The sequence below is a fragment of the Nocardioides kribbensis genome (assembly GCF_015070375.1).
GTDB lineage: Bacteria > Actinomycetota > Actinomycetes > Propionibacteriales > Nocardioidaceae > Nocardioides > Nocardioides kribbensis.
Map to the genome: position 1 here is coordinate 160,625 of NZ_JADCLL010000008.1, position 24,555 is coordinate 185,179.

Here is a 24,555-nt window from a genome sequence, read left to right on the forward strand (position 1 = left end):
TGAGGAGTGAAGATGTCCGGAAACAGGATCGTCGTCTACAAGGGTCCCGGAGAGGTCGCCGTCGAGTCGATCGACTACCCCAAGCTCGAGATCCCGGGAGAGGTCTCGAGGTCCATGGGGATCAAGCAGCAGGCACCGCACGCGGTGATCCTCAAGCTCGTGACCACCAACATCTGCGGCAGCGACCAGCACATGGTCCGCGGCCGCACCACGGCCCCCGTGGGTCAGACCCTCGGCCACGAGATCACCGGCGAGGTCGTCGAGGTCGGCGACGACGTCCTCTTCGTCAAGGAGGGCGACATCTGCTCGGTGCCCTTCAACATCGCCTGCGGTCGCTGCCGCATGTGCAACGAAGGCAAGACCGGCATCTGCCTCAACGTCAACCCGGCCCGCGCTGGAGCGGCGTACGGCTACGTCGACATGGGCGGGTGGCACGGCGGCCAGGCGGAGTACGTGATGATCCCCTTCGCCGACTTCAACCTGCTGAAGTTCCCCGACCGGGACGCCGCGCTGGAGAAGATCCTCGACCTGACGATGCTCTCCGACATCTTCCCCACCGGCTACCACGGCGCCTACACCGCCGGTGTCACCACCGGCTCCACCGTGTACGTCGCGGGCGCCGGACCCGTCGGGCTCGCGGCCGCCTTCTCCGCGCAGCTGCTGGGTGCCTCCGCGGTGATCGTGGGCGACATGAACGCCGACCGTCTCGCGCAGGCGGCGAGCTTCGGCTGCGAGACCGTCGACCTGAGCAAGGGCGACGACCTGGCCGACCTGATCGAGCAGGTGCTGGGCGAGCGCGAGGTCGACGCCGCCGTCGACGCCGTCGGCTTCGAGGCCCGCGGCCACGGCGAGGGAGCGGCCGAGGCGCCGGCCACGGTGCTCAACGACATCATGACCGTCTCGCGGGCGGGAGCCTCGCTGGGCATCCCGGGCCTCTACGTCACCGGCGACCCCGGCGCCGTCGATGACGCCGCGAAGGAGGGCCAGATCGGGGTGAAGCTCGGGCTGGGCTGGGCGAAGTCGCACGCCTTCGTCACCGGTCAGTGCCCGGTGAAGAAGTACAACCGCCAGCTGATGAACATGATCCTGGCCGACAAGGCCCACATCGCGAAGGCGGTCAACGCCACCACGATCAGCCTCGACGACGCCCCCCGGGGCTACCAGGAGTTCGACGCCGGGTCGGCCAAGAAGTACGTCATCGACCCGCACGGCATGGTCGCCTGACACAGCACGGCAGCGGTGGTCGCCCTGCGCGGCGACCGCCGCTGCCGGCGCGCGGTGCCGCTCGCGAGTCGTCGAGACGGCACAGAGAGGACACAAGACCGCCACAGGCGGGGAGCCGAGACTCGCGTCATGACGATCTCGACCTCCACGTCCCCCCGCCGTCGCCGGCTCGCCGGCATCGCCTCGATGGCGCTGGTCAGCGTGTTGGCGCTCGGTGGGTGCGCGACCTCCACCGACTCCACAGCCGCCGACTCCGCCTCCTCCACCTCGACGTCCGCCAGCGCCTCTTCGGGGTCGGTCAGCCCGGTCTCCACGGCGAGCACCACCCAGGACGCCACCACGACCGCCGACACGATCTCCGACACCGCGGCCGCCGCCCAGGCGTTCCTCGACACCCTGAGCGAGGAGCAGCAGGACGCGGTCCTGTACGCCTACGACGACGAGACCAAGACGACGTCGTGGTCGAACTTCCCGGTCACCTTCGTCCAGCGCGCCGGGCTCGACCTCGCCGACCTCACCGACGAGCAGCAGGCCGCCGCGCTGGAGGTGCTGGAGAGCCTGCTCAGCGACGAGGCCTACGAGACGGTCACCGGCATCATGAACGGTGACGTCTACCTCCACGAGAACAGCTCCTCGACCGAGGCGTCCTTGGGGCAGTACTACATCGCGTTCTTCGGCGACCCCTCCGACACCAGCGCCTTCGAGGTGCAGTTCGGTGGTCACCACCTCGGCATCAACGCCACCCTCGACGGGTCCGCCGACGACGGCACGGGCGCCATCACCTTCGCCCCCACCCACCTCGGCGTGCAGCCTGCGGTCTACACCGACGAGGACGGCGACGAGGTCCAGCCCTTCGACGGCATCTACACCGATGCCTTCGCGTTCTTCGACAGCCTCACCGACGAGCAGCAGGCCACCCTGACCTCCGGGGACGTCAGCATGTGCGCGCCCGGCGACACCTGCGACTTCGCCACGGGCGAGGGTCTCGCCGGCGCCGACCTGACCGACGAGCAGAAGGACCTGCTGCTCGACCTCATCGCCAACTGGGCCGGCATGGCCGACGAGCAGACCACCACCACCGAGCTCGCCGAGATCGAGGCCACGCTCGACGACACCGTGATCGCCTGGTCCGGCGAGACGACCTACGACATGTCCACCGGTGACGGCATCGACTTCTCCATCTCCGGACCCGACGTCTACGTCGCCTTCCAGGCCCAGCAGGGCTCGGCCGGCGCCGACGTCGAGGGCGTCAGCACCTCCGGGTGGGGCCACGTGCACACCATCTACCGCGACCCCACCGACGACTACGCCGGCAGCGTCACCCAGCAGGCCGCGAGCGGCCCGGGCGGCGGAGACATGGGAGGGACGCCCCCGGGCGACGGCGGTACGCCGCCCGCCGACGCCTCGTCGAGCGCAGGCTGAGATCGCAGCCGGCCCGGGCCGCCCCGCGGCCAGGCTCAGCAGTGCCGACACCCGTACGACGTCGACGGCGAGGGTGCGACCGGGGCCCCCGCACCCAGGGTGCCCGGTCCTCGGCTCGTCCTGGTGCGGTCCATGTGCCCATCCGGACCCGGCGAGGGCGACCGCGACACCGTCGTAGGACGTGCACCGGGGGTTCCAGGTCATGCGCTGCACCCTGCGGCCCCACGGCGGGCGCGCGGATGCCGGCGGACGACCTGGGACCGCCCGGGCACTGGAGGCCTCGTGACTCGCGCACGGACCGCCGCGCTCAGCCCGCCCCGACCCGGAAGACGGGCCAGCCGATCTCGGTGCGCCAGGCGGTGGGGTCCGAGCTGTCGGCGGGGCCGACCAGGTAGGTCTCGCGGACCGGGCCGGCGACCGTGAGGGCGTTGGCGACCAGCCAGGCGCCCACCTCGCCGTAGGTGACGTCGATGTCGTCGTGGGGGCCGGCGTGGGTGGCGACGGCGAGCTCGACGGCCGGCAGGGTCACCGGGTGGATCCGCCCGACCGTGGGGGGGCGCGCCGTCGGTCGGTGGACCAGGACGCGCCCCCGGCCGGTCTCGAACAGCGCGTTGTCGTAGAGCCCGCCGAGCGGGCCGGTCGGCTCGCGCACCGCCGCGGCGAGCTCGGCCGCGGCTCCGGCGTACCACGACAGGACGTCGTCGAGGTCGACCTCGGCCTCGACGGCCGCGACGACGGCGGGACCGACCGAGCGCAGCTCCACCGCCACCGGGGCCGGGTCGGGGCGCAGCAGCCGCCGCAGCGACACGACGGCGGCGCGCGTGCGGGCCAGCTCGGCCTCGAGGCGACGGAGGTGGTCGCCGACGAGGGCGGCGCGGTCGCCGGGGTCGGGGCAGGCCACGATGCGGTGGACGTCGGCGAGTGGTACGTCGAGCTCGCGCAGCCGGTGGATGACCTGCGCGGTCGGGATCTGCTCGGCGGTGTAGCGGCGGTGACCGGTCGTCGTGTCGACCGAGGCGGGCAGCAGCAGCCCCGCCTCGTGGTAGCGCCGCAGGGTGCGCACGCTCAGGTGCGTCAGGCGCGAGAACTCACCGATCGTCAGCACCCCGGCAGTGTGCCCCCTCTCCCTGGGGGAGGTGCCAGCCCTTGCCCCTCGCCCGGGCGGAGCGCTCAGGGTGGTCCCCATGACGACGACCCCGAGCGACCTGCCCGCCGTGATCCGGACCTACCTCGCCGCGCACACCTCCGGCGAGGTCGACGCCGCCGCCCGCACCTTCGCACCCGACGCCGAGGTGACCGACCAGGACGAGGTCTTCACCGGCGCCGAGCGCGTCCGCGACTTCCTGGAGGGGGCCGGCTCGGAATTCACCTACACCACGCGGGTGCGCGGCGCGGAGCGCCACGACGCGGGACGCTGGGTGGTCCTGGTGCGGCTGGAGGGCGACTTCCCCGGCGGCGTCGCCGACCTGCGCTACCGCTTCCTGCTGTCGGGCGACCTCATCGCCCGGCTGGACATCGCTCCCTGACCCGCCCCGGCTTCGGGTCCCGGGGTGAGGCGGCGGGGTGGGTGCTGCGGTTGGCTGGAGCCATGAACCCCCACAGCGTCGGTCCCTGATGGCCCTGGTCGACCGCACGGCCGGGCTGCTCGTGACCGCCGCGCCCGGCACCGGGAGCACGGCCCTGCGCGCGGCCCTCCTCGCCCGGCCCGGGGTCGAGGAGGTGCCGGCGGCCGGGGAGGTGCGCCGGCACGGCGTCGACGTCAAGCACGGCACGGTCGGCGAGCTCGTCGCCGCCGGGCTGCTGCCCGCCGACCACGGCCTGCGGGTGGTCACCACGACCCGCAACCCCTTCGACTTCTACGTCGCAGAGCACGAGCGCACCCGCACCCGCTGGGTCCACGAGCTCCGCGACCCCTCGTCGTGGGTGCACCAGACCCCCGGCGCGGTGGACCGCATCGTCGACGCGGTCACCACGGACTTCGGCGCCTGGGTCACCGCGGCGATCGGGCGGGACGCGACGCCCCGTCGGATCAACGAGGGCCACGTGCGCGAGGCCGACGTCGTGCTGCGCATGGAGCACCTCGAGCGCGACCTGCGCGAGCTGGTGGGCCTCGAGCTGGCGGTGCCGCCCACCAACGTCACCGACCGCGAGCGCGCCTACTGGCGCTCCTACGACGTGACCACACGCCGCCTGGTCGAGACGGCCCACGCCGCGGACCTCGAGCGCTTCGCCTACCGGTTCTGAGACTCGCCCGGGTCGGGCACGACGTCGACCGACAGGAGCACCCAGCCGCTCGGCACCGCCGCCATGAGGTCGGTCAGCACCGACGCGTCGTCGTCGCCGACGAGGACGTAGCAGTCAGCGGGCCGGTCCGCTCCGAGCGGACCGGCGGTGGCGTGGATCTCGATGCGACGTCTCCTGGGCGGGTGGGGCGTGCCGCACGACCGGCGCTCCCGCGGCGCGTGCACCCTGCAGACCGAGCGGCTGCGCCGCAGCGTGCGCCACGCCTGGACCCACGTGCCCCACTACCGCGCCGCACTCGACGGCGCCGGCGTCCACCCCGACGACGTCCGCGACCTCGGCGACCTCGCCCGGCTGCCCTTCACCACCAAGGCCGACCTGCGCGAGAACTACCCGTGGGGGATGTTCGCGGTGCCGCGCGAGCAGGTCGTGCGGGTGCACGCCTCCTCCGGCACGACCGGCAGGCCCACGGTGGTCGGCTACACCCGCGACGACGTCGACACCTGGGCCGCGGTGATGGCGCGCAGCATCCGCGCCGCGGGCGGCCGACCGGGCCACGTGCTGCACAACGCCTACGGCTACGGCCTCTTCACCGGCGGCCTCGGTGCCCACTACGGCGCCGAGCGGCTGGGGTGCACCGTCGTGCCGGTCTCGGGCGGGATGACCGAGCGCCAGGTGCAGCTGATCGTCGACTTCCGCCCCGACCTCATCATGGTCACCCCCTCCTACATGCTCGCCATCGTCGAGGAGATGGAGCGCCAGGGCGTCGACCCCCGGTCGACCTCGCTGCGGGTCGGCATCTTCGGCGCCGAGCCGTGGACCGACGACATGCGCCGCGAGATCGAGGAGCGTCTCGACATGCACGCCGTCGACATCTACGGGCTCTCGGAGGTGATCGGGCCCGGCGTGGCCAGCGAGTGCGTCGAGACCAAGGACGGTCTGACGGTCTGGGAGGACCACTTCTACCCCGAGGTGATCGACCCCGTGACCGGTGACGTGCTGCCCGACGGCGAGGAGGGCGAGCTCGTGCTCACCTCGCTGACCAAGCAGGCCATGCCGGTGCTGTGCTACCGCACCCGCGACCTGACCCGGCTCCTGCCCGGCACCGCGCGCACGATGCGGCGCATGGAGAAGGTCACCGGACGCACCGACGACATGATCATCCTGCGCGGCGTCAACCTCTTCCCGACTCAGGTGGAGGAGCTGGTGCTCACCACCGCGTAGCTCTCACCGCACTTCCAGTGCGTGCTCGAGCGTGCCGGCACCCTCGACACGATGCGGGTGGTCGTGGAGCGGCGCGAGGCGGCCGACCCGGCGGCGGCCATCGAGGCCGGCCGCCGCGTCGAGCACCTGGTGAAGAGCCGGATCGGGGTGAGCGTCGAGGTCGACGTCGTCGACCCCGGCAGCGTGGAGCGCTCGGTGGGCAAGATGCGGCGCCTGGTCGACCGCCGCCCCGTCCGCTGAGCCCCGTCCGCTGAGGAGGGGCGGGTCAGCCGAGCTCGGGGACGACCTCGCCCGCGAACATCGTGCGCGGCACGCCGATCTCGTCGGCGTCGGCGCCCGCGGCGGCCATCTCGGGCGACGACAGCGCCGCCGTCATCGCCTCGCGGTCGTCGAAGTCGAGCTGGGCCACCATGTAGGGCCCGGCGGCCGGGTCGCCGCCCATCGGTCGGACCTTCGACCACGTGAAGGAGCGCAGGCCCGGCACCGGCAGCACGAGCGGCACGTGGCCCTCGGCGTAGCGGCGGTCGAACGCCTCGGGGTCCTCGGGCACGGCGTACTGGATGGTCACGCGGTACATGCGCTCTCCTGCGGGTCGGGGTGCGGGTCTGGAGGGGTGCGGTCAGGCCCGTTGCACGGCGTCGGGCCGCGTGCCAGACTATTCCTGACCGGTCGGTCTGTAAATCAGTCGGTCTGTGAACCAGGAGGTCCCATGACGACGGCACCCGCGCAGGCCGAGGAGGCCTCCTTCGAGGCGACCCTGGCCCGCCACGACCGCATCGAGCCGCGCGACTGGATGCCTGAGCGCTACCGCGCCACACTCGTGCGCCAGATCGCGCAGCACGCCCACTCCGAGATCATCGGCATGCAGCCCGAGGGCGCCTGGATCACCCGCGCCCCCTCGCTGCGGCGCAAGGCGATCCTGCTGGCCAAGGTGCAGGACGAGGCCGGCCACGGGCTCTACCTCTACTCCGCCTGCGAGACCCTCGGCGTCTCCCGTCAGGAGCTGACGGAGAAGCTGATCGAGGGCAAGCAGAAGTACTCCTCGATCTTCAACTACCCCACGCTGTCCTACGCCGACGTCGGCACCATCGGCTGGCTGGTCGACGGCGCGGCCATCTGCAACCAGGTGCCGCTGTGCCGCACCTCCTACGGCCCCTACGGCCGCGCGATGATCCGCGTGTGCAAGGAGGAGTCCTTCCACCAGCGCCAGGGCTTCGAGCTGCTGGCCACGATGATGCGCGGCACCGACGCGCAACGCGCGATGGTGCAGGAGTCGGTCGACCGCTTCTGGTGGCCGGCGCTCATGATGTTCGGCCCGCCCGACGCCGACTCCTCCCACACCGCGCAGTCGATGGCCTGGGGCATCAAGCGTGACACCAACGACGAGCTGCGCCAGAAGTTCGTCGACATGACCGTGCCGCAGGCGCGGGCCCTCGGCGTCACCCTGCCCGACCCCGACCTGGTGTGGAACGACGAGAAGGGCGGCCACGACTTCACCCAGCCCGACTGGGCGGAGTTCCGCGACGTCGTCAGCGGGTCGGGGCCGTGCAACGCCCAGCGGGTCGCGCACCGCCGCCGAGCCCACGAGGACGGCGCCTGGGTCCGCGAGGCCGCGAGCGCCTTCGCCCGGCGCCAGCAGCAGGAGCCGCAGCAGCAGGAGGCGGTCTCGTGAGCGGGGCGCCGCAGGGGGAGTGGCCGCTCTACGAGGTGTTCGTGCGCGGCAAGCGCGGCCTCAACCACGTGCACGTCGGCTCGCTGCACGCCGCCGACGACCGGATGGCCGTGCACAACGCCCGCGACGTCTACACCCGCCGCAACGAGGGCGTGAGCATCTGGGTCGTGCGCGCCGACGCGATCACCGCGTCGAGCCCCGACGAGAAGGACCCGCTCTTCGCCCCCGCCGGCGACAAGGTCTACCGCCACCCGACCTTCTACGACATCCCCGACGACGTCCCCCACATGTAGGAGGCGGCCCCCATGACCGACCACACCAGCGCCTACGACGGGCTGCTCGGCGACGACAGCGCGCAGTGGGCCTTCGGCCAGGACTTCGAGGACCCGCTCGCGGGCGTCGACACCACGCTGGCCGCCGGCGTCGACGGTGCAGCGCTCGCGGCCTACTGCCTCATGCTCGGCGATGACGCGCTCGTCCACTCCCACCGGCTCTCGCAGTGGGCCAGCAACGCCCCCGACCTGGAGGAGGACATCGCGCTGGCCAACATCGCCCTCGACCTCCTCGGCCAGGCGCGGCTGCTGCTGGCGCGCGCGGCGGCCGCCGACCCGTCGGTGGTGCCGGCGCTGCCCGCGGGGTCGCCGGTGCCGCCCGAGGACGCGCTCGCCTTCTTCCGCGACGACGCGGACTTCCGCAACGTGCGCCTGGTCGAGGGGGAGAACGGCGACTTCGCGGTCACCACCGCACGCCTGCTGCTCTTCTCCACCCACCGCCTGGCGCTGCTCGAGCGGCTGCGCGACAGCGTCGACCCCGTGCTCGCCGCGATCGCCGCGAAGGGGGTTAAGGAGGTCGCCTACCACCGCGACCACGCCGCCCGCTGGTGCGTCACGCTGGCCCGCGGCACCGAGGAGTCGCGCCGACGGATGCGCGCCGGCCTCGACGTGGTCTGGCCGCTGCACCACGAGCTCTTCCGCACCCACCCGGTGGAGGCGACCGCGGCCGAGCAGGGCTTCGGGGTCGACCCCGCCGGGCTGGCCGCCGACGTCGACGTGCTGCTCGAGCAGGTGCTGTCGGTGGGCGGGCTCGACCGGCCCACCGTGCCCCCGACCGGGCCGCTGGGGCGCGGCGCCGGCCGCGACGGGCGCCACACCGAGGCCCTCGGCCGGATGCTCGCCGAGATGCAGGTCGTCGCCCGGGCCCACCCCACGGGGCGCTGGTGAGCGCCGTGGTCGACGCGGACGCCGTGACGCTCGCCCGCCGGGCCGCGGAGGAGGTCACCGACCCCGAGATGCCGATGCTCACCCTCGCCGACCTCGGCGTGCTGCGCGACGTCGCGCTCGAGGGCGCGACGGTGGTGCTCACCGTGACCCCGACCTACTCCGGCTGCCCGGCCCTGGCCACCATGCGCGACGACCTGGTGCACCGTCTGCGCGAGCGCGGCTTCGCCGACGTCGACGTGCGGGTGCGGCTCGCCCCGGCCTGGAGCAGCGACTGGATCACCGAGCGCGGCCGCGCCGCGCTGCGCGCGCACGGGATCTCCCCGCCCGGCGCGGCCCCGGCCACCGAGGGCCCCACCGTGCTGCGGCTGCTGCCGACGCGCCGGCAGGTCGCCTGCCCGCGCTGCGGGTCGGGACGCACGGCGCTGACCTCGGAGTTCGGCGCGACGGCCTGCAAGGCGATGTACCGCTGCGAGGAGTGCCTCGAGCCCTTCGACCACGTGAAGGAGATCTGATGGCGCGCGCCCGCTTCCACGAGCTGAGGGTCGCCGCCGTCGACCCGCTGACCGACGACTCCGCGGCCATCACCTTCGCCGTGCCCGAGCCGCTGCGCGCGGCGTACGACTTCGCGGCGGGGCAGGCGCTCACGCTGCGCCGCACGGTCGACGGCGAGGAGCACCGCCGCAGCTACTCGATCTGCGCGCCGGCGGGAGCGGCGCCGCGGGTGGGCGTGCGCGAGATCCCCGGCGGGCTCTTCTCCACCTGGCTGGTGCGCGAGGTCGCGGTCGGCGACGTCGTCGAGGTGCAGACCCCCACCGGAGCCCTGCGCGCCGACCCCGCCCACCCGGCCCGGCACCTGTGCCTCGCCGCCGGCTCGGGCATCACCCCGATGCTCTCGATCGCCGCGACCGTGCTCGCCGACCCCGACGCGCGCGTCACCCTGGTCTACGCCAACCGCCGCGCGAGCACCGTGATGTTCGCCGAGGAGCTCGCCGACCTCAAGGACCGGTACGCCGCACGCCTCGACGTCGTCCACGTGCTCAGCCGCGAGCCCCGCGAGGTGGAGCTGCTCTCGGGGCGCCTCGACGCCGACCGGCTCCGGAGGCTGCTGCGGGCGCTCGTGCCGGTGGAGGCGCTCGACCACGTCTGGCTGTGCGGTCCCTTCGGGCTGGTCACCGACGCCCGCGCGGTGCTCGCCGAGCTCGGCGTCGGCGCCGACCGGGTGCACGTGGAGCTCTTCCACGTCGACGAGCCGCCGCCCGAGGTCGTGCGCGAGGAGGCCGGGCCGGCCGCCGACGGGGAGACCAGCGAGGTCACGATCGTGCTCGACGGGCGCACCACCACCGCGCCCCAGCGACGCGGCCAGAGCATCCTCGACGGCGCTGCGGCCACCCGCAGCGACCTGCCCTTCGCCTGCAAGGGCGGGGTGTGCGGCACGTGCCGGGCCCACGTGGCCGCCGGTGAGGTGGACCTGCGCCGCAACTACGCCCTCGACGACGACGAGCTGGCCCGCGGCTACGTGCTCACCTGCCAGGGCTACCCGGTGGGCGACGCGGTGACGGTCGACTTCGACGCCTGACCCGCGGGGCCCTCCGGCAGGGGCGACGCGGGGCCGCGCAGCCCGTCGAAGGCGATGGCGCCGACGGCGCGGGCCAGGGCGTCGGTGTCGAGCGGACCACCGGGGCGATACCACTCCACCAGGGAGTTGACGAGACCGAAGAGCAGCCGGCTCAGCAGCTCGGGGGGGAGGTCGGCGCGCACCGAGCCCTCCTCGGCGGCGGCGGCCACGAGTCCGGCCAGCCGGTCGTCGAGCACGCGGCGGCGGGCGAGGGCGGCCTGCTCGACCTCGCTGTTGCCCCGCACCCGCAGCAGCAGGGTCACGGCGGGCAAGTGGTCGACGAGGATGCGCACCGAGCGGTGCACCACGTCGTGGAGGCGCTGGGTGGCCGTGGTGCCGGCGCTCGCGTCGGCGGCCTCCTCGATCGCCGCGGTGAGCTCGCCCAGCGCCTCGTCGAGCGCAGCGCTGAGCAGGTGCTCCTTGCTGGGCACGTGGTGGTAGATCGCCGACTTGGTCAGGCCGAGCTCCTGGGCGATGTCGCCCATCGAGGTGCCGTCGTAGCCCTGCCGGTTGAAGAGCTCGATCGCGCGCCGCAGCACGGTCGCCTGGTCGTACCCGGGACGACCCCGCCGCACGGGAGCGTCAGGTGGTGGGCCGGCCATGGCGCCAGCGTCTCACGTCCCGCCGCGGTCGGGCCGCGGTCAGGTGGCCACGGCGTAGGCGGTCAGCGCGGCCGAGACGGCGTCCTCGACGACGGCCCCCGCGGCCTCCCAGGACCGGTCGGCACACAGGTCGCGCCACACCGAGCCGAGGATCGTGCCGGCCACGGCGCCGACGGCGCCCGCGGCCACGGCCGGCCACACGCCGGCCGCGCCCTCGTGACGGGCCAGCACCCCCGCGCCGCCGGCCGCGCTCAGCACCCGCGCCACGGTCGGCCCGCCCACGCGCGACGGCGTGGAGGGCAGCTTGTCGAAGACCAGCTCGGTGCCCACCAGGCCACCCGCCAGCGCCAGCGGGGCCTTCCCGGCGACCAGGCCCGGCGGCACGAGACCCCAGGAGCTGCGGGCGCCGGTGGCCAGGCCGATGGCGAGGCTGCGCAGCAGCAGCCGTCCCGGGCGCGCCGGGCCCTCGTCGTCGCGCTCGTCGTCGGGCTCGGTGACCCGCAGGGCGCAGGCGACCGCGGCGCCGTAGACCAGGTGCGGCACGACGTCGCGACCCCAGTCGGTGGCCGACCACGTGGTGAGGTCGGTGACCTGGAGCACCGCCATCGGACCGTCGGTGGCGGCCATCGCGCCGAAGCCGATGACGGCCGACTCGGCCAGCCACGGCAGCCGCACCCCGGCCGAGCGGACGAGCGCGGCGACCGCACCCACGCCGACCCCGACGCCGAGCCCGGCCAGGGCGCCGTACGCCTCCTCGCGGCTGCCGGCGGTGGGCAGGTCGAGGTGCGCCAGGTCGGCGGCGGCGGTGACGGTGTCGGCGGGCGCGCTGCTCGCCGAGCGGCCGGTGAGGGCCATGTCGAGGTAGGTCGTGGCGTTGAGGACGGTGGTGCCGGCAGCGCCGGCGACGAGACCGCGGACGAGGGATCGCATGACGCCCACCCTGCGCCCGTGACCGCCGCGAGCGGACCACCGGAGAGGGTGAGAGGGGCCGGGAGGGCCTCAGCGTGACGCGCGGCGCACGGCGAGGAGCGTGGCGCCGGCGAGGACGGCGAGGGCGACCAGGGCGGTGACGACGACGGCGGTGGCGCCGTCGGCGGAGCCGGTGACCGCGATCCCGACGAGGGCCCAGCCGCCGGCGACGGCGTAGGCGACCAGGCCGCGGGTGGCCAGGGTGACGACGACGAGGGTCGCCGCGGCGACGGCGAGGGCGCCGAGCTGCCAGCCGAGGTCCGCGACGTCGGCGAGGTCGAGGGCGACCGCGGCCGTCGACAGGTTGAGGAAGAGGGCGGCGGTGACCCAGCCGCCGTAGAGCCCGGCGGCGGCGCGGGTCAGCGCGCCGAACCACCCCGCGGGCAGGGCGCTGCGCGCGGCCACGAGGGCGCCGGCGACCCCGGCGACGGCCATGACCAGCAGGGCCACGGCGGTGGCGACGCTGCTGTCGACCGCGGCGCAGACGATCCACACCGTGCCGCCGAGGTAGAGCACGACCTGCGCGACCTGGAGCGCGCGCGGCACGGAGTCGGCACCCCGCACGAGCACGGCGACGGCCTGGGCCAGGGCCAGGGTGTAGATGACCCCCCAGATCGAGAACGCCCAGCCCACGGGGGTGATGAGCAGGTCGGCCCCCGCGCCCTCGCCGGGGGAGGAGCCCAGGCCCAGCGACTGCACCACGGGCGCCACGACCTGCAGCACGGCGCCGGCCAGCACGGCCCAGGCCAGACCGCGCGAGCCGGCCGGGCCGCGGCGTGAGGGGCTCGGGGCTGCGGAGCCGCCGGAGGTGCGGGGGTGCGAGGTGGAGGTGGCCATGTCCGGAGGCTAGGCACGCGTCTCACCGACCACCCCACCCCTCGGCACAGACCCTCGCCCCGGACCGTCACCCCCGCCCTGCCCGAAGGGGTGGGCGAGGCGGCAAGCGCGCCCGAAGGGGGGAGCCCGGGCCCCCCGGGGCCCGCCGACGATCGAGGGGATCCGCACCGCCCAGCAGACCCCGCCACAGATCGGACTCCCACGATGACCGCCATCCTCTTCGGCTCCATCAGCACCATCGCCGACACCTCCGAGCTGCAGCGCGAGGCCTTCAACCGGGCCTTCGCCTCCCACGGCCTCGACTGGCAGTGGGGCCAGGAGGAGTACGCCGAGATGCTGGCCACCAGCGGGGGCCGCGACCGGATCGCCGAGCACGCGCGCAGCACCGGCGCCGACGTCGACGCCGACGCGGTGCACCAGACGAAGTCGGAGATCTTCCAGCAGCTGCTGGGCGAGGCCGACCTCACCCCGCGCGACGGGGTGGTCGAGACCATCGCCGCGGCGCGCGAGGCCGGCCACAAGGTCGCGCTGGTGACCACGACGTCGCGCGAGAACGTCATGGCCCTGGGCCGCGCCGTGGCCGACCGGATCTCCTTCGACGACCTCGACCTCGTCGTCGACCGCACCCAGGTCGAGCAGCCCAAGCCCGACGGCGAGGCCTACACCTTCGCGCTGGCCGCCCTGGGCGAGCCGGCCGGCTCCTGCGTCGCGGTCGAGGACAACCTCGGCGGCGTCGAGGCGGCCGCCCGCGCCGGCCTCAGCGTCGTCGCCTTCCCCAACGCCAACACCGCCGGCCACGACTTCGAGCGCGCGACCGCCCGCCGCGACCGCCTCGAGCTGACCGACCTCCAGTCCTTCACCCAGACCGCCTGACCCCGGCGACCAGAGGAGCCGAGATGACCCAGACCACCGACGTGCCCACCCCCGTGCCGGCGCAAGAGCCCGGCGCCCCGCTGGCCCGGCTCGAGGCCACCGAGACCGCCTTCCACGTGGAGGCCTACGAGAAGATCGACTACTCCCTGGTGATCGTGCCGGGCGTCTTCGACCCGGCCAACACCGAGCTCGCCGACACCTTCCGCGACTTCGGCCGCTGCCTGGCCGTCGTCGACGAGGCCGTCGATCGCCTGCACGGCGAGCGGATGGCGGCGTACTTCGCCCACCACGGCATCGCCCTCACCACGGTGCCGGTGCGGATCGCGGAGACCGCGAAGTCGCTGCGCACGCTGGAGCGCATCGTCGACGCCTTCGCCGACTTCGGGCTGATGCGCAAGGAGCAGGTACTGGTCGTCGGCGGCGGACTGACCACCGACGTGGCCGGCTTCGCGTGCGCCTCCTACAAGCGCTCCACCGACTACGTGCGCATCCCGACCACGCTGATCGGCCTCATCGACGCCAGCGTCTCGATCAAGGTCGGCGCCAACCACGGCAAGCACAAGAACCGCCTCGGCGCCTACCACGCCTCCAAGAAGGTGCTCCTCGACTTCTCGCTGCTGGAGACCCTGCCCGTCGACCAGGTGCGCAACGGCATCGCGGAGATCATCAAGATCGCCACCGTGGCCCACCTCGACACCTTCGAGGCGCTGGAGAAGTACGGCGAGGACCTGCTGCACACCGCCTTCGGCCACGCCGCCGACGGTGAGCACCTGCGCGAGGTCTCCGACCGGATCACCTACGACGCCATCCGCACCATGCTGGAGCTCGAGGTGCCCAACCTCCACGAGCTCGACCTCGACCGGGTCATCGCCTACGGCCACACCTGGAGCCCGACCCTCGAGCTGACCCCGTCGCCGCCGTTCTTCCACGGCCACGCGATCAGCATCGACATGGCCTTCTCGGCCACGATCGCCGAGCGGCGCGGCTACATCGGCGCCGACCAGCGCGACCGGGTGCTGGCCCTCTTCAGCGGCCTCGGCCTGGCCGTCGACAGCCCCCTCTTCACCCCCGAGGTGCTGGAGAAGGCGACGGCGTCGATCCTGCAGACCCGCGACGGGCTGCTGCGTGCGGCCGTGCCGCGCCCGATCGGCACCTGCTACTTCGTCAACGACCTCGACGTGCCCGAGCTCGTCGAGATCCTCGCCGAGCACAAGCGGGTCTGCGCGTCGTTGCCCCGCGGCGGCGAGGGCGTCGACCAGTACACCCGCGGCGAGACCCCGGCCGGTGCCTGAGCCGGTGCCGGGCCCGCGCCCGGTGACCCCGGTGGGGATCGCCGCCGCGCTGCTGGAGCGGGTCGAGGCCGGGCTGGCCGACGTCGCGGGCGTGCCCGACGACGTGCGGGCCGACCTGGCCCGGGCCCGGGCGATCGCCGGCGGCCTCGAGCCCTACCTCGAGGCCAGCACCTCCCCGGAGTCACCCGCCCTGGCGGCGCTCACCGAGCGCACCCGGGCCGAGGACTGGAGCGGGCGCAGCGGGGGCGTGCGCCTGGAGCAGGAGATGCTCTCCGGCCACGTCGAGGGGGCGCTGCTCCAGTTGCTGGTGCGCACCTCGCGCGCCCGCCGCGTGCTGGAGGTCGGCATGTTCACCGGCTACTCCGCGCTCGCCATGGCCGAGGCGCTGCCCGAGGGCGGCGAGGTCGTGGCGTGCGAGCTCGACGCCGCCGTCGCCGCCCTGGCCGCCGAGTGCTTCGCGGCCTCCCCGGCCGGCGGCCGCATCCGGGTCGAGGTGGGCCCGGCGCTCGACACGCTGCGCCGCCTGGCCGACGCGGGCGAGGTCTTCGACCTGGTCTTCGTCGACGCCGACAAGACCGGCTACGCCGCCTACGTCGACCTCCTCCTCGACACCGGCCTGCTCGCCGAGGACGGGCTGCTGGCCCTCGACAACACCCTGCTGCAGGGCGAGCCCTGGGCCGGCGGCCCCGGCGGCCCCGACGGCGAGGAGCAGGCGAGCGCCAACGGCCGCGCCGTGGCCGACCTCAACGCCGCGCTCGCCGCCGACCCCCGGGTGCAGCAGGTGCTCGTGCCGCTGCGCGACGGCGTGACGCTGGCCCGGCGGGTCTGAGCCGTGGCCGTCCTCTCGAGCGCCGCGACCAGCGCGGTGACCCTCGCCAAGACCGTCGGCGCGCTGGCCCTGCTGCAGGCCACGCTGCCGGTCGACCTGGTCGTCACCGGCGTCGCCGCCGCGCGCGGGCGGGCCGCCCGCGGCACCCGACCCGACCCCGGCGCGACCGCAGCGCCGCGGCGTACGGTGCTGGTCAGCGGGGGGAAGATGACCAAGGCGCTGGAGATCGCGCGGCTGATGCACCTCGCGGGGCACCGGGTCGTCATGGTCGAGACCCGGCGCTACCGGCTCACCGGTCACCGCTTCTCGCGCGCCGTCGACGCCTTCCACGTCGTGCCCGACATCTCCTCGCCCGACTACGCCGCGGCGCTGCTGCGCGTGGTGCGGCAGGAGGGCGTGGACGTCTACGTGCCGGTCTGCTCGCCGGCCGCGAGCATCGCCGACGCCGAGGCCAAGCGGGTCCTGGAGCCGCACTGCGAGGTGGTCCACCTCGACCCCGACGACCTGCGCCGCGTCGACGACAAGCACCTCTTCGCCGAGTCGGCCGCCGCGCTCGGCCTCGCGGTGCCCGACACCCACCGGATCACCGACCCGCAGCAGGTGCTCGACTTCGACTTCTCGCGCTCCGCGCGGCCCTACATCCTCAAGTCCATCCCCTACGACCCCGTGCGCCGCCTCGACCTCACCCGCCTGCCGCTGGCGACCCGCGAGGAGACGGCCGCCCACCTGGCGCGGCTCCCGATCTCCCCGGAGCACCCCTTCATCCTCCAGGAGTTCGTGGAGGGCGAGGAGTACTGCACCCACGGCACCGTGCGCGACGGGCGGCTCCAGGTCTACATCTGCTGCCGCTCCTCGGCCTGGCAGCTGACCTACGAGATGGTCGACAAGCCCGCGATCCGGGAGTGGGTCGAGACCTACGTCGCGGCCCACGGCCTCACCGGGCAGCTGTCCTTCGACTTCATCGAGGACGCCGAGGGCGTCGTGCGGGCCATCGAGTGCAACCCGCGCACCCACTCCGCGATCACCCTGCTGCACGGCCATCCCGGCGTCGCGGCGGCCTACCTCGACGACGACGCCCCCGCCGTCGAGCCGCCCCTGGGCGGTCGGCCCACCCACTGGACCTACCACGAGCTGTGGCAGGGGCTGCGCCACCCGCGCACCCTGCCGGGCCGGTTGCGCACCCTCTCGCGCGGCCGCGACGCCGTGCTCGACCCCGCCGACCCGCTGCCCTTCCTCATGCTCCACCACGTGCACGTGCCGTCGCTGCTGCTGCAGAACCTGCGCCGGCTGCGGCCGTGGACCAAGGTCGACCTCAACATCGGCAAGCTCGTCGAGCCGGGAGGCGACTGACATGGCAGAGCACAGCACCGAGCCGCACAGCACCGAGGCGCACAGCACCGGGCCGCACAGCACCGGACCCTTGCGGGTGCTCCACCTGGCCGGCTCCGCCGAGGACGACTTCCTCGCCGACGTCTCCCTGCTCTACGCCCGCGACTGCCTCACCGCCGTCGCCGACCCCGAGCGCTACGTCGCGCTCGTCGCCCACGTCAGCCCCGACGGGTCGTGGCGCTTCCCGGCCGACCTGTCGCCGGCCGCGCTGGCCGCCGCCGACCCGGTGCCCTTCGCCGAGGCCGTCGCCGTGGTCGCCGGGCTGGGCGTCGACCTGGTCGTGCCGCAGATGTTCTGCCTCTCGGGCATGACCCACCACCGCGCGCTGCTGGAGTTGCTCGGCCTGCCGTACGTCGGCAACCGGCCGGCCGTGATGGCGCTGGGCGCCGACAAGGCGCTGGCCCGCGCGGTGGTCGCCGACGCCGGCGTGAGGGTGCCGGAGGCCTACGTCGTGCCCGGCGGCCCGGAGGCCGGGGCGGCGGACCTGGCCCTGCCGGTGGTGGTCAAGCCGGTCGCGGCCGACAACTCGGTCGGGGTGAGCCTGGTCCACGAGCAGGGCGACCTGGCCGCGGCGGTCGAGGCCGCCCGCGAGCACGGTGGGCGCGCGCTGGTCGAGACCTACGTGCCGCTGGGGCGCGAGGTGCGCTGCGGCGTGGTCGAGGTCGACGGCGAGCTGGTGTGCCTGCCGCTGGAGGAGTACGCCGTCGACACCGACACCAAGCCCGTGCGCGACCAGGCCGACAAGCTGCGCCGGGCCGACGACGGCGACCTCGCCCTCGTGGCCAAGGACGCCGAGCACGCGTGGATCGTCGACCCGGCGGACCCGGTCTGCGAGCGGGTCTGGACCGCCGCGCGGCTGGCCTACCGCGCGCTCGGCTGCCGCCACTACGGGCTCTTCGACTTCCGCATCGACCCCGACGGCGAGCCGTGGTTCCTGGAGGCCGGCCTCTACTGCTCCTACGCCCGCACCAGCGTGGTCGCGGTGATGGCGCGGGCGGCCGGCATCGACCTGCCGCAGCTCTTCCGCCTCGCCGTCGACGACGCCCTCGCCCACCCCTGACCCGACCGCCTGACGCGACCGCCCGACCCGACCGCCCGACCCTGAGGAGAACCCCGTGGAGACCCAGATCCTGCAGCCCGTCGGCGCCCGCGTCAGCGACGTCGCCCTCGACGACCCGGAGCTGCGCGCCGCGCTGCCGGGCCTGCTGGCCGAGCACGGGGTCGTGGTGCTGCCGGGCCAGCAGGTCGGCAACGAGGAGTTCCTCGCCTTCCTGCGCTCGCTCGGCGAGCTGACCTTCACCCAGGGCGAGACGCCCGTCGAGGGCCACCCCGACCTCAACCTGATCAGCAACGTCGGGCGCGAGACCCCGCCGCGCAGCACCTTCCACGTCGACACCAGCTACGTCGCGCGGCCCCCGGCGTACACCGCGCTGCGCGCGGTGAGCATCCCCGAGCGGGGCGGGGCCACGCAGTTCACCAACCAGTACCTCGCACTGGAGTCGCTCGACCCCGACCTGCGCGAGCGCGTCGAGGGCCGCACGATCACCCACGTCGTCACCGGTGTGGAGCTGGAGGAGGGCGACGAGTCCTCGGCCGAGCACCCCGTCGTGCGGCCGCACCCCGTCACGGGCCGGCCCTCGCTCTACCTCACGACGCTCTCGCGGTGCGCCGCGGTCAGCGGGCTCGACGAGGAGGAGGCGGCGTCGCTGGTGGCCCGGCTCTACGAGCACTCGACGCGCCCCGAGAACACCCTCGACCACACCTGGGCCCCCCACGACGTGGTGATCTGGGACAACGCCTGCGTGCTGCACCGCGCCGACCACTCCGGTGTCGTCGGCGACCGCGTCATGCACCGCGGCATGGTCGCCGACCACGCCGTGCCCGCCTGAGCCGTCCGGCTCAGCCCCGCGGCACCGCCAGGACCCCTCCCGGCATCCGCACCACGACCGTGACGCCCTCGCCCGGCCGGGCGTCGAGCTCGATCGAGCCGCCCCAGGCCTCGGCCATGCGCTGCGCCGCCGCGAGGCCCAGGCCCAGCCCCTGGTCCTCCCGGTGCAGCGAGAGCGACGACTTCGCGAAGGGCCGGCCGAGGGCGGCCACGTCCTCGGGCGGGATGCCCTGGCCACTGTCGGAGACGATGATCTCGACCGTGGCCTCGTCGACGAGCCACGAGGCCACGAAGACGTCGGTGCCCGCGGCGGAGAACTTCGCCGCGTTGTCGACCACCCGCTCGAGCACCTCGCGGACCTCCGCCGCCGGTGCGAGCACGACGAGCCCGGGCGGCGTGGGGGCGCGGCGCACGGCGATGCGGTGCCCGTGGCGGTAGGTGCGCCCCGAGGCGGTCTCCGCCACCAGGTCGAGGACGCGGTCGAGGTCGGTGGAGGGCCGGGCGCCGGGGCCGTCGGCAGCGCCGGCGTCACCGGCGTCGGTGCCGGCGCTGACGAGGGCGACCGCGTCGGTGGCGACGCGCCCGAGACGCTCCGTGGCGGCCTGCATGCGCTCCAGCACGCGCTGCTGCTGCGGGGTCAGCGGGCCGGGCCGTCCGTCCAGGAGCATCTCGACGGCCACCATCAGCACGGTCAGGGGTGTGCGGAGCTCGTGGGACAGCAGGGTCACCGCCGCGGTCGTGCGGGCGTCGAGGTCCTCGGCCGCCCGCTCGGCCTCGGAGGGGGCGGTGACGCCGTCGAGCGCGAGGGCCAGGCCGTCGGCGGCCTGGCGCAGCAGTCGCCGGTCGGCCGCCGTCCAGGCCCGCGGTGCCCTCGACCAGGTCACCAGGTGGCCCAGGTCGGGTGCGCCGGCCTCCTGCACGGTCACGGCGCCGAGGGCGCCCATCGCGCGCGGCCGGCCGCGGTGGTCGTGGAGCGTGGGGTTGGCGGTGGTGGTGCGCCTGTCGTCGGCGGGCTCGGCGCCCAGCTCCGCCCAGGCCGCGACCGGGGCCGAGCCGCCGCCCGGCTGCTGGAACCACGCCGAGTCGGTGCCCAGGGCGCCTCGCAGCCACTCCGCGGCCACCGCACCGAGGCCCTCGCGGCTCACCGGACCGTCGGCGCGGGCCGCCTCCAGACGGCGACCGAGCGCGTCCTGCCCGGCCGGCGCCGCGGCGTCAGCCACGGGTCGGCGCGTCGGAGGTGGGCCGGGCCAGCCAGGAGCCGATCGCCCGCGCGGTCGAGTCCGCCACCTCGTCGAGGCGGTGGAGCCCGGTGCCGGCCGGCGACCGCTCCAGGGCGGTCGTCGTCGCGGCCAGGCGTCGGGCGCCGACCTGGGCGGCCGCCGAGCGCAGGGCGTGACACGCCCTGTGCAGCTCCTCCTCGCCGCCCTCGGACGCGGCGTGGTGCACGGCCGCGACACGAGCGCCGAGGCCGGCGACCAGGTCGCCCAGCACCTCCCGCGCGAGCGGTGCCCCCACGGCCTCGACGAGGTCGTCGGCGGCGAGCAGGGGCTCGGCGTCGGCGTCGCTCGACGGGGTCGCAGGGCACATGGGAGAAGGTCATCACGACGACGGCGTCGTGGAGCGGAATTTGACGAATTCTTGAGCCTGCATGTCCTGCTGAGCGCGGGGGAGCCTGCCGATCATGGGTCCGTGGACGACCTCACGACCCGACTCTCCCGCCCCGCCCGCGCCACGGTCCGGGTGGCCGCTCCGCTGGTGCTGCTGCTCGCGCTCGGCTCGGCCTGCTCCCCGGGGCCCGACGCCTCGAGCTCCGCGGCCGGCGCCCCGCCCGTGGCCGAGGTGACGACGCTGACCCCGGCCACGCTGGAGCCGGGCGACGAGGTGCCTGCGCCCACCGGGCCCGTCGTGCTCACCATCAAGGGCGGCTCGGTGCACAACGTGGGCGACCGGCTCGAGCTCGACCGGGCGCTGCTCGACCGGCTGGGCTCGGTGTCCTACGAGGCCGACGACGACCAGGCCACCGGTGGCCGCCGCACCTTCTCCGGCCCGCTGGTGGCCACGCTGCTGGAGGTGGCCGGGGCCGGTGACGCGACGGTCATGGCGACCCACGCGATCAACGACTACACCGCCGACGTCCCGGTCTCCGACGCGTCGGCGTACCCGCTCATGCTGGCGACCCGCACCGACGGTGAGCCGATGGACGTGGCGGGCTACGGGCCGACGCGCTTCGTCTACCCGACCGAGGGCGCCCCCGAGCTCGACAGCCCCGAGTACGACGCCCGGTGGGTGTGGCAGCTCGATCGGATCACCCTGCGATGAACCCTCGGCCGCTCGCAGGTGGAGCGCCTGCACGCGGCCGGAGCCGGTGGGTGCCGAGCGTGCCCGGCGCGGTGCTCCTCGCCCTGGCGCTGTCGATGCTCGTGGTGACCCTGGTGCTCTCGGTGGCGACGCTGCGCCAGGTCGGGCTGCTCTCGGGACGCGTCGGCGACACCCAGGCCATCGTCGACGCCAACGTCAGGACCCTCACGCAGGTGCAGCGCGAGCTGCTGCTGCTCGACACCATGCTCGCCGACGGTGCGACGGCCGACGAGCTCGACCTCCAGGGCCAGCTGGTGAGCCAGCGGGTGCAGGAGGGCTCGCTGTCCTACCAGGAGCAGACCCTGCGCGCCGAGGACCTGCTGGCCCTCGCCCGCGCCGACCAGCGGCGCTGGGAGGACGACCTCCTCCCCAGGCTCGACACCCTGGGCGACGTCGCGGACCGCCCCGGCGTCGAGGGACCGGCGGTGCGCGCGCTGCGGCGGGACGTGTCGGAGCTGGAGCGGTCCTACAACCAGCTCGTCTCCGACGGCGAGAACAACCGCAAGGCCCAGGCGGGGCTGGCCAACGACGACGCGGAGCGGCTGCTGTCGGGGGCGCGGCTCATGGTCGGCGGTCTCTTCGCCACCTTCGCCCTCGGCCTGCTCGCGCTGGTCCTCGGCCTGGTGGTGGCACGGCGCGCCTCGCGGCAGCGGGAGGCCGACCGGGAGGCCCTCGTGACGCTGAACCAGGAGCTCGAGCGCTACGCCCACATCGTGCACGCCACCTCGACCATGGTGGTCTGGACCGACGTGCGCGGGCGCATCATCTGGGTCAACCCCGCCTTCGAGGCCGAGACGGGCTGGGCGCTGGCCGAGGTGGTGGGACGCTCGCCGGGTGACTTCCTGCAGGGACCGGGCACGGACCCCGACACGGTGCGGGAGATGGGGGAGCGGCTGCGCCGTGGGGAGCGCTTCACCGCCGAGGTCCTCAACTACCACCGCGACGGCCACGAGATGTGGGTCGCGCTCGACGTGACTCCTCTGCGCGAGGAGTCCGCGGAGGGCGAGGGGGCGCTCACCGGCTTCGTGGCCGTCGAGTCCGACGTCACGGAGCGCCGGGAGGCCGCGGCGCTGCTGGAGGTCGCCCGCCGCGAGGCCGAGGCGACAGCCGCCGACCGGGCCGCCTTCCTGGCCACGATGTCGCACGAGATCCGCACCCCGCTCAACGCGGTGCTGGGCCTGACCGAGCTCCTGGCCGCGGGCGAGCTCGACCCCGAGCAGCGCGACTTCGCCGTCACGGCCCAGCGCAGCGGGCGGCACCTGCTGAGCCTGGTCAACGACATCCTGGACTTCTCCGCGCTCGACGCCGGCGGGGTGACCTCCTCGGAGGCGGAGCTGTCGCTGGTCGAGACCGTGGACGACGTGGTGGCGATGTTCGCCAGCGAGGCGCAGGGCAAGGGACTCGGGCTGCGGGTGCGTCGCACCGACGCGGCGCCCGACCGCGTGCGTGGTGACGTCGTCCACCTGCGCCAGGTGCTGGTCAACCTGGTGGGCAACGCCGTGAAGTTCACCGATGCCGGCAGCGTGGCCGTCGAGGTGTCGCGCGACAGCGAGGGCGACGTCGTCCTGGAGGTCCGTGACACCGGGATCGGCGTGCCGCAGTGGCGCATCCCCTCGCTCTTCCAGCCCTTCACCCGGGGCGACGTGTCCGCCACGCGGCGTCACGGCGGCACCGGGCTCGGGCTCGCCATCTCGCGCGGTCTCGCTCGGGCGATGGGCGGCGACATCTCACTGACGTCGGTGCTGGGGGAGGGCACCACCGTCACCGTGCGGCTCCCCCTGGCGCCGGTCGGCGACGTCGTGACCCCGGCTCCGCCGGTCGGGGCCGCCCCGGCCGCCGACCTCGGGACCGCGCTGCGGGTGCTCGTCGCCGAGGACGACCCCATCAACCAGAAGGTGATCACGGCGATGCTCCGGCGCTGCGACCTCGACGCCGTCGTCGTGCCCGACGGTCTCGCCGCGGTGGAGGCGGTGCGGTCGGCCGCGGGCCGGGGAGAGCCCTTCGACCTCGTCCTGATGGACGTGCAGATGCCGGTCATGGACGGGATGGAGGCGACCCAGGTCGTCGCCCTCGAGCACCCAGGCCTGCCCGTGGTCGCGCTCAGCGCCAACGTCCTCCCCGCCGACCGCGACCGCATGCTCGCAGCCGGCGCGGTCGGTTACCTGACCAAGCCGGTCAGCCTCGCCTCCCTGCTCGACGTGGTGCGGACCCACGCCGGGGTCGCGGCCCCCTAGCCCGTCGCGGCGGCGCGCTCGGCGAGGCGTACGGCGACGTGGCGCACCAGGTCGGTGGTCTCGGGGTCGGCGGCGGCCTGCTCGGGCACCAGGCCGCCGAGCAGGGCGGCGGGACGGGTCAGCCACGCCCACGCGCGCCACGGGTCGGTGCCGGCCTCGAGCAGCGTGGTCAGCACCGCGGCGAGCTCGTCGCGCACCCTCCCCGCCGCGTCGAGCTGGAAGGCCGGCACCATCGCCTGCTCCCGGCTGACGACGAGGAGACGGTGGTCGCCCGCCGCCTTGTGCACGTCGAAGCGGGTGGCCTCCAGCGTCGCCCCCCGCAGGGCCGCCAGCGACGCGTAGTCGTGCCACGGGCTCGCCACCAGCTCGGCCCGCACCCGCGCCTGCTGGGCCAGCTGCACCAGCGGCACCGGCACGGCGTGCTCGGGCTCGTCGCCCTCGGCGTGCAGCAGCCTGTCGAGGTCGGCGAGCTGGTCGGCTCCCAGCGGCTCCCCGGTGCGCGGGTCGGTCCACCGCGCGTGGCCGGCGTCGTCGCGGTGGAGCGTCGGCAGCCCGGCCGCCCCCAGCTGGTCGGCCAGCCCCAGCCGCTCCAGCCAGGCCGCGAGGCGCTCGCTGGTCTCCGCCGGGCTCTCGTCGCCCGTCATCGGGCCTCACCAGTCAGGGGGC

At 74.5% G+C, this 24,555-nt stretch carries 26 protein-coding genes and 1 pseudogene; 19 read left to right on the top strand and 8 right to left on the bottom strand.

All coding sequences use genetic code 11. The annotated features are described in order from the left end of the window. Positions 1-12: 12 nt before the first annotated feature. Positions 13-1,224, top strand: coding sequence for a formaldehyde dehydrogenase, glutathione-independent (fdhA, locus tag IR170_RS16795; protein WP_193665992.1), 1,212 nt, complete (start codon positions 13-15; stop codon positions 1,222-1,224). Positions 1,225-1,353: 129 nt separating this feature from the next. Beyond that, entirely contained in the window at positions 1,354-2,646 is a 1,293-nt protein-coding gene (locus IR170_RS16800) for a DUF3500 domain-containing protein (RefSeq protein ID WP_193665994.1), read from the top strand. 307 nt (positions 2,647-2,953) lie between these two features. Here the strand turns inward: IR170_RS16800 and IR170_RS16805 are convergent, their stop codons facing one another. After that, entirely contained in the window at positions 2,954-3,751 is a 798-nt protein-coding gene (locus tag IR170_RS16805) for a MerR family transcriptional regulator (protein WP_193665996.1), read from the bottom strand. A gap of 79 nt (positions 3,752-3,830) precedes the next feature. Here IR170_RS16805 and IR170_RS16810 point away from each other — a divergent pair, with 79 nt between their 5' ends. The 4 genes and pseudogenes from IR170_RS16810 to IR170_RS19665 form a co-directional block, all read left to right on the top strand. After that, positions 3,831-4,172, top strand: a complete 342-nt coding sequence (locus IR170_RS16810; protein ID WP_193665998.1) for a nuclear transport factor 2 family protein — start codon at positions 3,831-3,833, stop codon at positions 4,170-4,172. 88 nt (positions 4,173-4,260) lie between these two features. After that, entirely contained in the window at positions 4,261-4,890 is a 630-nt protein-coding gene (locus tag IR170_RS16815) for a hypothetical protein (protein ID WP_193666000.1), read from the top strand. A 162-nt stretch (positions 4,891-5,052) separates the two neighbouring features. Next, complete coding sequence (locus tag IR170_RS16820) at positions 5,053-6,111, top strand: AMP-binding protein (protein ID WP_227489466.1); 1,059 nt, start codon at positions 5,053-5,055, stop codon at positions 6,109-6,111. Positions 6,112-6,126: 15 nt separating this feature from the next. Next, positions 6,127-6,351, top strand: a pseudogene (locus IR170_RS19665) (hypothetical protein); the annotation flags it as partial. A 25-nt stretch (positions 6,352-6,376) separates the two neighbouring features. Here the strand turns inward: IR170_RS19665 and IR170_RS16825 are convergent. After that, complete coding sequence (locus IR170_RS16825) at positions 6,377-6,688, bottom strand: EthD family reductase (protein WP_193666002.1); 312 nt, start codon at positions 6,686-6,688, stop codon at positions 6,377-6,379. A 132-nt stretch (positions 6,689-6,820) separates the two neighbouring features. On the opposite strand from IR170_RS16825, the gene paaA reads away from it, so the two are divergent. The 5 genes from paaA to paaE are packed head-to-tail and all read left to right on the top strand — an operon-like array spanning position 6,821 to position 10,579. Continuing rightward, positions 6,821-7,783: a 1,2-phenylacetyl-CoA epoxidase subunit PaaA gene (gene paaA / locus IR170_RS16830; protein WP_193666004.1), complete on the top strand. Its 963-nt coding sequence runs from the start codon at positions 6,821-6,823 to the stop codon at positions 7,781-7,783. Further along, complete coding sequence (gene paaB, locus IR170_RS16835; protein WP_193666006.1) at positions 7,780-8,076, top strand: 1,2-phenylacetyl-CoA epoxidase subunit PaaB; 297 nt, start codon at positions 7,780-7,782, stop codon at positions 8,074-8,076. Before paaA ends, paaB begins: the two co-directional genes overlap by 4 nt. Before the next feature lie 12 nt (positions 8,077-8,088). Continuing rightward, a complete protein-coding gene (gene paaC / locus IR170_RS16840) occupies positions 8,089-9,003 on the top strand; it encodes a 1,2-phenylacetyl-CoA epoxidase subunit PaaC (RefSeq protein ID WP_193666008.1) in 915 nt (304 codons plus the stop codon). Further along, positions 9,000-9,515: a 1,2-phenylacetyl-CoA epoxidase subunit PaaD gene (gene paaD, locus IR170_RS16845; RefSeq protein WP_082502637.1), complete on the top strand. Its 516-nt coding sequence runs from the start codon at positions 9,000-9,002 to the stop codon at positions 9,513-9,515. The genes paaC and paaD overlap by 4 nt, the downstream gene beginning before the upstream one ends. Further along, complete coding sequence (gene paaE, locus IR170_RS16850; protein WP_193666010.1) at positions 9,515-10,579, top strand: 1,2-phenylacetyl-CoA epoxidase subunit PaaE; 1,065 nt, start codon at positions 9,515-9,517, stop codon at positions 10,577-10,579. The genes paaD and paaE overlap by 1 nt, the downstream gene beginning before the upstream one ends. Here paaE and IR170_RS16855 read toward each other — a convergent pair. The 3 genes from IR170_RS16855 to IR170_RS16865 form a co-directional block, all read right to left on the bottom strand. After that, on the bottom strand, positions 10,537-11,157 hold the full coding sequence (locus tag IR170_RS16855; RefSeq protein WP_319805135.1) for a TetR/AcrR family transcriptional regulator: 621 nt from the start codon (positions 11,155-11,157) through the stop codon (positions 10,537-10,539). The two genes, paaE and IR170_RS16855, sit on opposite strands and share 43 nt — an antisense overlap. Positions 11,158-11,259: 102 nt before the next feature. Continuing rightward, positions 11,260-12,150 carry a hypothetical protein gene (locus IR170_RS16860; RefSeq protein WP_193666014.1) on the bottom strand — a complete coding sequence of 297 codons (891 nt, stop codon included), beginning with the start codon at positions 12,148-12,150 and terminating at the stop codon, positions 11,260-11,262. Between the two features lie 69 nt (positions 12,151-12,219). Beyond that, positions 12,220-13,026: an MFS transporter gene (locus tag IR170_RS16865; protein ID WP_193666016.1), complete on the bottom strand. Its 807-nt coding sequence runs from the start codon at positions 13,024-13,026 to the stop codon at positions 12,220-12,222. Between the two features lie 204 nt (positions 13,027-13,230). On the opposite strand from IR170_RS16865, the gene IR170_RS16870 reads away from it, so the two are divergent. Genes IR170_RS16870 through IR170_RS16895 form a run of 6 tightly spaced genes read left to right on the top strand, consistent with a single transcriptional unit; the run spans position 13,231 to position 19,298 of the window. Next, positions 13,231-13,899, top strand: coding sequence for an HAD family hydrolase (locus IR170_RS16870; protein WP_193666018.1), 669 nt, complete (start codon positions 13,231-13,233; stop codon positions 13,897-13,899). A 23-nt stretch (positions 13,900-13,922) separates the two neighbouring features. Continuing rightward, positions 13,923-15,191: a sedoheptulose 7-phosphate cyclase gene (locus IR170_RS16875; RefSeq protein ID WP_193666020.1), complete on the top strand. Its 1,269-nt coding sequence runs from the start codon at positions 13,923-13,925 to the stop codon at positions 15,189-15,191. Next, on the top strand, positions 15,184-16,020 hold the full coding sequence (locus tag IR170_RS16880; protein WP_319805136.1) for an O-methyltransferase: 837 nt from the start codon (positions 15,184-15,186) through the stop codon (positions 16,018-16,020). Before IR170_RS16875 ends, IR170_RS16880 begins: the two co-directional genes overlap by 8 nt. A gap of 3 nt (positions 16,021-16,023) precedes the next feature. Further along, positions 16,024-17,370: an ATP-grasp domain-containing protein gene (locus tag IR170_RS16885; protein ID WP_193666022.1), complete on the top strand. Its 1,347-nt coding sequence runs from the start codon at positions 16,024-16,026 to the stop codon at positions 17,368-17,370. 1 nt (position 17,371) lies between these two features. After that, the gene (locus IR170_RS16890) at positions 17,372-18,469 is read left to right on the top strand and encodes a D-alanine--D-alanine ligase family protein (RefSeq protein ID WP_193666024.1); all 1,098 of its coding nucleotides are present in this window, start codon (positions 17,372-17,374) and stop codon (positions 18,467-18,469) included. 55 nt (positions 18,470-18,524) lie between these two features. Further along, the gene (locus tag IR170_RS16895) at positions 18,525-19,298 is read left to right on the top strand and encodes a TauD/TfdA dioxygenase family protein (RefSeq protein ID WP_193666026.1); all 774 of its coding nucleotides are present in this window, start codon (positions 18,525-18,527) and stop codon (positions 19,296-19,298) included. 10 nt (positions 19,299-19,308) lie between these two features. Here IR170_RS16895 and IR170_RS16900 read toward each other — a convergent pair whose 3' ends face one another. Together IR170_RS16900 and IR170_RS16905 are read right to left on the bottom strand one after the other, a co-directional pair. Next, entirely contained in the window at positions 19,309-20,517 is a 1,209-nt protein-coding gene (locus tag IR170_RS16900) for a sensor histidine kinase (protein ID WP_193666028.1), read from the bottom strand. Next, positions 20,510-20,884 carry a hypothetical protein gene (locus IR170_RS16905; protein ID WP_193666030.1) on the bottom strand — a complete coding sequence of 125 codons (375 nt, stop codon included), beginning with the start codon at positions 20,882-20,884 and terminating at the stop codon, positions 20,510-20,512. The genes IR170_RS16900 and IR170_RS16905 overlap by 8 nt, the downstream gene beginning before the upstream one ends. A gap of 102 nt (positions 20,885-20,986) precedes the next feature. On the opposite strand from IR170_RS16905, the gene IR170_RS16910 reads away from it, so the two are divergent. Then, positions 20,987-21,616, top strand: coding sequence for a molybdopterin-dependent oxidoreductase (locus IR170_RS16910; RefSeq protein WP_193666032.1), 630 nt, complete (start codon positions 20,987-20,989; stop codon positions 21,614-21,616). Between the two features lie 50 nt (positions 21,617-21,666). Then, complete coding sequence (locus IR170_RS16915; RefSeq protein WP_193666034.1) at positions 21,667-23,889, top strand: PAS domain-containing hybrid sensor histidine kinase/response regulator; 2,223 nt, start codon at positions 21,667-21,669, stop codon at positions 23,887-23,889. On the opposite strand, the gene IR170_RS16920 is transcribed toward IR170_RS16915, so the two are convergent. Further along, complete coding sequence (locus IR170_RS16920) at positions 23,886-24,533, bottom strand: hypothetical protein (protein WP_193666036.1); 648 nt, start codon at positions 24,531-24,533, stop codon at positions 23,886-23,888. The two genes, IR170_RS16915 and IR170_RS16920, sit on opposite strands and share 4 nt — an antisense overlap. Positions 24,534-24,555: the final 22 nt, after the last annotated feature.